Annotated in this window: 7 protein-coding genes and 1 pseudogene; all 8 read left to right on the top strand. The window is 24.0% G+C overall.

Annotated elements, in window-relative coordinates:
* Positions 1 to 234, top strand: a 234-nt coding sequence (locus JG677_RS06310) for a nuclear transport factor 2 family protein (protein ID WP_200285753.1), incomplete at its 5' end; no start/stop codon positions are given.
* 2 nt (positions 235 to 236) lie between these two features.
* Positions 237 to 566 (top strand): hypothetical protein, encoded by a 330-nt coding sequence (locus tag JG677_RS06305; protein WP_200285751.1) that lies wholly within the window; start codon positions 237 to 239, stop codon positions 564 to 566.
* Positions 563 to 1,282 (top strand): annotated as a pseudogene (locus JG677_RS08855) (glycosyltransferase family 2 protein); the annotation flags it as partial. The gene JG677_RS06305 and the pseudogene JG677_RS08855, both read left to right, overlap by 4 nt.
* Positions 1,283 to 1,291: 9 nt before the next feature.
* Positions 1,292 to 2,413, top strand: a complete 1,122-nt coding sequence (locus JG677_RS06300) for a class I SAM-dependent methyltransferase (protein WP_325099564.1) — start codon at positions 1,292 to 1,294, stop codon at positions 2,411 to 2,413.
* Complete coding sequence (locus JG677_RS06295; protein ID WP_200285748.1) at positions 2,407 to 4,338, top strand: sugar transferase; 1,932 nt, start codon at positions 2,407 to 2,409, stop codon at positions 4,336 to 4,338. The genes JG677_RS06300 and JG677_RS06295 overlap by 7 nt, the downstream gene beginning before the upstream one ends.
* Positions 4,339 to 4,392: 54 nt before the next feature.
* Positions 4,393 to 4,791: an HAD-IIIC family phosphatase gene (locus tag JG677_RS06290; RefSeq protein ID WP_200285746.1), complete on the top strand. Its 399-nt coding sequence runs from the start codon at positions 4,393 to 4,395 to the stop codon at positions 4,789 to 4,791.
* Entirely contained in the window at positions 4,788 to 6,311 is a 1,524-nt protein-coding gene (locus JG677_RS06285; RefSeq protein WP_200285744.1) for a capsular biosynthesis protein, read from the top strand. The genes JG677_RS06290 and JG677_RS06285 overlap by 4 nt, the downstream gene beginning before the upstream one ends.
* On the top strand, positions 6,308 to 7,004 hold a 697-nt coding region (locus tag JG677_RS06280), incomplete at its 3' end, for a glycosyltransferase family 2 protein (protein WP_200285742.1). The genes JG677_RS06285 and JG677_RS06280, both read left to right, overlap by 4 nt.

Here is a 7,004-nt window from a genome sequence, read left to right as displayed (position 1 = left end):
GTTGTAAAAAGAATAGAGGGTAAAGATAGATGCTTGTTAGCAATAAAAAATATTTTTGAAAGTTGTAAAGAATTAAGTTTTAGTGCCAAAAATATTTTTCAAGACAAAAATACAACTTTTATAGAATTTACCCTAATGCTTGATGAGACTAAACTTGAAGGTGTAGATATTATAGATTGGCAAGATGAACAAATTATCAAACTTCGTGCTTATTTGGATATTCCAAAAGGTTAATTATGGAAAATTATAAATTAGATAAGATGATTCGTGGTTGGTTTGTGGGAAATTTCGAACCAAGTATTTTTAAAACTAATGATGTAGAAGTTGGTATAAAAGAGTATAAAAAAGGTGATATAGAAGAAAAGCATTATCATAAAATTGCAACTGAAATTACTGTTATTGTTAGCGGTAAAGTAAGAATGAATGATAAGATATATTCTAAAGGTGATATAGTGATGATTTATCCAGGGGAGGTTACTGATTTTGAAGCTTTAGAAGATACAATTAATGTTGTTGTAAAACTTCCTGGAGTTAGTAATGATAAGTATTTAGGAGAATGTCAATGAATATAGTTATTCCTATGGCTGGTCTTGGAAATCGTTTTATAAAAGCTGGTTTTGATAAGCCAAAACCTTTTATTGATGTTTTGGATAAACCAATGATAGTTAGAGTACTTGAAAATTTGAAATATAAAGATGCAAAATATATTTTAATAGCAAGAAAAGAACATTTAATTCAAGAAAAAACGTTAATTGATGAGATTAAAAATAGTTTTAATGTTAAATTTATAGGCATTGATAAACTTACAGAAGGAACAGCTTGTACTGTGCTTTATGCAAGAAAGTATATTAACAATAATGAGCCTTTAATGATAGCTAATTCTGATCAAATTATTGATATTGATATAGCTGATTTTATTAATGATAGTTTAAGTCGAAATTTAGATGGTTCAATATTGACTTTTATTGATAAAGAAAAAGATTCAAAATGGTCATTTGTAAAATTAAAAGATAATTTGGTAGTAGAGGTTAAAGAAAAAGAAGCTATTAGCAAATTTGCTACTGTTGGAATTTATTTTTTTAATAAAGGAAAAATATTTGTTGAGAGTGCTATAGATATGATTATAGAAAACGATCGGGTTAATAATGAATTTTATACTTGTCCTGTTTATAATTATGCTATAAAAAGTGGCGCTAAAATAGGTATTTATAATATAGAATATAATCAAATGCACGGAATTGGAACACCTGAAGATTTAGAGAAATATCAAAAAAATAATAAATTAGATTTAATCATTAGAGACCAATGTCCTATTACATATAATAACAATATAGAAATAATTAGTTCAAGGCAGTTTCCATTATTTTGTGGTTGCACTGATCAGAATCTTAAAAAAGATATTATTTGTGAAGAGCAATTTGCAATTTGTCAGGATAGTGGTGTTTTATTTTTAAATAAATTAATTCCCTTAGATATTTTATATAAAAATGGACATTATGCTGGTAATATTGGAAAAATATGGGATGAGCATCATAGAGAATTTGCAAAATTTATTTTTCAAATTAAACCAAAAAATATACTAGAAATTGGTGGTGGACATGGAAAATTATCACAATTTTTTTTAGAAATGGATAATGTTAATTGGACTATAGTAGAACCAAATATTGAAAATAAATTTGAAAATGTAAATTATATCGATGGGTTTTTTAATAAAGATATATGTAATAATGAACAATATGATGCAATTATACATTCTCATGTTCTTGAGCATATATATAATCCAAATGAATTTTTTTCTGAAATATCAAGTTTTTTAGATAATGATAAAGGATATATGATATTTTCAATGCCTAATATGTCTAAGTGGTTAAAAAATAAATATAGCAATTGCTTATTTTTTGAACATACTATTTTATTGGATGAAAATGTAGTTGATTATATATTGGGAAATAATAATTTTACAATTATTGCAAAAAAATATTTTAAAGAACATAGCATATTTTATTTAGTAAAAAAAGATATCCAATCTGTAAAAATTAATCTAAAAAATAAATACTTTGAAAATAAAGCGGATTTTGAAGATATGTTGAAATTTTATAAAAATAAAGTTCAGCATATTAATTCTTATATTAAGCAGACTTCAAAGAAGGTTTATTTATTTGGAGCACATTTATTTAGTCAAAACTTAATATATAGCGGATTAGATATTTCAAAGATTATTTGCATATTAGATAATGATCCAAATAAACAAGAAAAAAGGCTTTATGGTACAAATTTTATAGTTCAATCTCCTAAAATTCTAATAAACGATAATAATGCTTTAGTAATCTTGAATGCAGGTGTTTATAATAATGAAATAGAAAAAGATATTTTAGAGAATATAAACAATAGCATTGAGATTGTAAAATGTTAAATAATACGGATATTTTAGTTAAAAAAGCTATAGATAATTGGAGTTATGAATTTCTTGATAGATTTTTAGATAAAAAAGATTTATCTAATGAGCATTTGATTTTGATATATAAATTAGGACGATATGATTTTTTCTTGCAAAATCTTGATTATATTGACCGATTAGCATCACTTTTAGATACGAAATTTAATGATTTATATGATTTTATGCATATATGTTTAAAAGATAAAACCGTAAATGAAAATTTTTTACTTGGAAACTATAAAAATTCATATATGAGTTTTTTATCTTCTCGCTTGGATCTTATAAATTTTGAAGATTTTCAAATTTTTTTAAAAATTTTAAATGAAGTAAAAAAATCTCAAGATTTAATTTTACAATCTTTTTTTTTAAAAAATTCAATAGATTTTTTTTATATCAATTCAAGTGATATTTTTTTTAAAGGTGGAATCTATTTTATTATTCTAGAAATTATATATAATAATTTTTTAAATACTTTAGGCGGAAGATTATATTATGATAAATTAAGAATTATTGCGGAGAGATATTTTTATCAAAAAAAATCTTATTCTGGAAGCAGAATAGCTTTATGTTTAAATGGGCAGCTAAGACCAGGTTGGCGTGATAGTATCAAAGCATTAATAAGTAATTTTGAAAGATTTGGAAATATTGATGTTTTCATATTTTCTTGGGATACGGAAAGCCTATGGCCAGGTTCTGGTGGAAACGGCGTAGGATGGATTGGAAGATTTTTCCAACCTATGCTTAATGAATGCCCTAGTGAGCTTATAATGTCTAATGTTGATTTTTCTAAAAAATTTCCAAATGTTTTTAGTGTAATTTCAAAAGAATTTAATAAAAAAATTTCTGATAAAGATATATTTATTTTAAATAATAAAATAAAAAAAGTAACCTTAGAATCATATTCTAAAGTTGTTAATCGTTTAGGAGAATTAAAAAATGATTCCAAAATATATTATGGAATTTATCAAGTTTATAAAAGTATGGAAGAATATGAAAAACAAAATAATTTCAAATATGATTTTGTTGTGCGTGTTAGACCTGATTACATTATAGAAAAAAATGACATAAAAATTGAAGATTTGCATTTAATGGAATTAAATGATATTTATGATACAAGGTATTTTTGTGGTTTAGATGGAAGTTTGCAGATAGGTAGAAGAAGTGCAATGGAAATTTATATGAAAACTTGGGTATATGCTAAAGAGAATAAGGAAAATCCTAATTTTAATGCATATCTTAAGTATTTCCCTCAAACTTGTATGAGTGCTGGAACGGGATTTTTATCGCATTATGCTTTAAGCCAATGGACAGATTTTTTAAAACTAAGAGTTGTAAAAATGAATATAAAATTTTCACACTTAAATAATTTTTTATTTAACAATATAAGTTTTCCAGATATAAAGAATGAATTAGAAAAAGATATTTGGCATATTAGGAAAAATAAGATATTTAATGAGGAACAAATTAATAAAATTATTTGTTTTTTTAACTTGATTACTCAGAAGTATAAAATAATTACTAGAAATCATAGTAATTTAGCAAAAACGAAAGTACAAAATCATCTAGCATACAAATTAGGTCAAGCTATGATAGATAATTCAAAAAGTATATGGGGATATGTAAGAATGCTCTTTGTTTTATCTTATATACGAGATAAACATCATAAGGAACAATTGGCCTATACTCAAAAAACAAAAATGAATCCAGATTTAATTTTGCCCTCTCTTAAAGATTGTCCAGACTATGAAGAGGCTTTAAAAATTAAAAATTATTTTTCATATAAGTTAGGAGAAGCTTTTATCAAAGCAAGTAAAAATTGGTATAAGGGCGGATATATTAAATTTTTATTTTTTGATTTAGTTATCTTAAATAAGAATAGAACAAAATTAAAGAAAAAATAATTTTACTTTCATCAATTAAAAAACTTTAATAAAAATTTATGCTATACTTATTTAATGAAGACTATAATTGTAGATTTAGATGGAACTTTAACAATTGATGAAGAGAATGTAGATTATATCAATAAAAAGCCAAATACTGCTTTAATCCAAACTTTAAAAAAATATAAAAAACAAGGTTTTAAAATAAATATTTTTACAAGTCGCAATATGCGTACATTTAATGGTGAACTTGAAAAAATTAAAATTCATACTTTACCTATAATTATTTCTTGGCTTAAAAAACACAATGTGCCTTATGATGAAGTAATTATAGGTAAGCCTTGGTGTGGATATGATGGATTTTATATTGATGATAAAGCTATTCGTCCATCAGAATTTATAAATTTAAGCTACAAGCAAATTAAAGAACTTTTAAAAAAAGAGAACCCTTATAAAGATAATGGCAATAAATGATACTTATAACTTCTGCAAAATATTCATCTTCTGATTTTACCTTAGAATTTGGCAAAATCCCTCCATCTTTTTTACCGCTTGGCAATAAGAGATTATATGAATATCAAATAAAACTTTTTAAAAAGTTCAATCAAAAAATTTTTTTATCTTTACCTAATGATTTTAAATTAAATAAATTTGATAAAAAAAAATTAAAAGAATATAATGTTGAGATTTTATTTGTTCCAAATAATTTATCTTTAGGTGAATCTATAGTTTATTGCCTAAATGTCTGCTGTGTTTTTAATGAAAAATTTTATATTTTGCACGGAGATACTTTTTTTAAAGAGCTTGAATTTAAAGAAAATTCTTTACAAGTTGCAAAAGTTAAAGAAAATTATGATTGGACTTATTTGGATAATGAATTTAAAATATTATCGAATACAATAGAAAATGATTTAATTTTAGCAGGCGCTTTTAGCTTTTCTCAGCCTCAATTTTTAATAAAATGTATAGTTGAAAATAATTATTCTTTTATAGATGGTATAAAATCTTATTCTAAAGTTTATGCCTTTGATATTGTAAAAAATGACACTTGGCTTGATTTTGGACTTATAACGAACTATTTTCACTCTAAAAAAGCTGTAAGCACACAAAGAAGTTTTAATAATATAAAAATTTTAAATGGTTGTATAAAAAAATCATCTTCTTGGCAAGAAAAGATAAAAGCAGAAATTAATTGGTTTGAAAATTTACCCAAAGAATTATTTATTTATACTCCTAAAATAATAACTCATCAAGATAGCTATGAAATAGAATATCTTTATAATAATACTTTAGCAGAATTGTATGTTTTTGGAAAATTACCTAGCTATGTTTGGAAAAGAATATTTAAATCTTTAAAAGAATTTTTAGATAAGTTGCATTCTTTTAAAAGCAACAATAAAGATATAGATTTTAATTATAAAGAAAAAACTTTAAAAAGACTTCAAGAATTTAGCACTCAAAGCAAAATTGATTTGCATAAAAATATAATCATCAATTCTAAAACTTATCCAAGCATTTTAACCTTAGTAGAAAAGCTTGATTTTTATATGAGTGGTATAAATGATTTTTCTTTAATTCATGGTGATTTTTGTTTTTCAAATATTATGTATGATTTTCGAGCTGGTGCTATAAAAACCTTTGATCCAAGGGGTTTTGATTTTAGTGGAAAAATTACTCCTTATGGGGATAAAAACTATGATTTTGCAAAATTAGTTCATTCTATTTTTGGGCTTTATGATTTTATTATTGCAGGATTTTTTGAATGCAAATTTGAAAATAATAAAATAGAATTTTTTATAGAAAAGGATAATAATATTTTAGATATTCAAAAAGAATTTTTAAATATATTTAGTGTGGATGATAATATTAAAGCCTTGACTTTGCATTTGTTTTTATCTATGTTGCCTTTGCATAATGATTTCAAAGAGAAGCAAATAGCATTTTTAGCAAATGCTTTTATACTTTATGATATTTTTTTTAAGGAGAGTAAATGATTATAATCTTTCCTATGGCAGGGCTTAGTAGTCGTTTTATAAAAGCTGGTTATAATAAGCCTAAATATATGCTTGATTTAAAAGGAAACACTGTTTTTTTTCACGCAGTAAATAGTTTTAAAAAGTATTTTCAAGACTTTAAAATTCTTTTTATATATAGAGATGTTGAGGATACTGAAAATTTTATAAAAAAAGAATGTAAAAAACTAGGGATAATATCTTATGAAAGTATAAAATTAAAACAAGAAACTTTAGGTCAAGCTCATACAGTAAGGCTTGGATTAGAAATAGCAAATATTAGTAATAATGAAAGCATTTTGATTTTTAATATTGATACTTTTAGGCCAAATTTTTCTTTGCCTGTTGCTTTAGATTTTTCTAAAATTGATGGCTATTTAGAAGTGTTTGAGGCAGATGGAGAACAATGGAGCTTTGTTTTAGTTGATGAAAATGACAATGTGATTAAAACTACAGAAAAAGAAAGGATTTCAAATCTTTGTAGTAGCGGACTTTACTATTTTAAAAAAGCAAAAGATTTTAAAGAAATTTTTGATAGAATGAAAGAACAAAATGATTTTAGCAAAGGAGAATTATACATAGCTCCTATGTATAATTATCTTATAAAAAAAGGCTTACTTATAAAATATCATAAGATTTCATTAGATGAAATTGTATTTTGTGGAACTCCAGATG

Source organism: Campylobacter sp. TTU-622 (genome assembly GCF_016598965.1).
Taxonomy (GTDB): domain Bacteria; phylum Campylobacterota; class Campylobacteria; order Campylobacterales; family Campylobacteraceae; genus Campylobacter_D.
Note: the sequence above shows the minus strand (reverse complement) of the source record. Positions and strands in the feature narration are given on the sequence as shown.

What these genes read in the sequence shown, in the direction of transcription:
- JG677_RS06305 (WP_200285751.1), top strand. Translation starts at nt 237, where the DNA reads ATGGAAAATTATAAATTAGATAAGATGATTCGTGGTTGGTTTGTGGGA.
- JG677_RS06285 (WP_200285744.1), top strand. Translation starts at nt 4,788, where the DNA reads ATGATACTTATAACTTCTGCAAAATATTCATCTTCTGATTTTACCTTA.
- JG677_RS06290 (WP_200285746.1), top strand. Translation starts at nt 4,393, where the DNA reads ATGAAGACTATAATTGTAGATTTAGATGGAACTTTAACAATTGATGAA.
- JG677_RS06295 (WP_200285748.1), top strand. Translation starts at nt 2,407, where the DNA reads ATGTTAAATAATACGGATATTTTAGTTAAAAAAGCTATAGATAATTGG.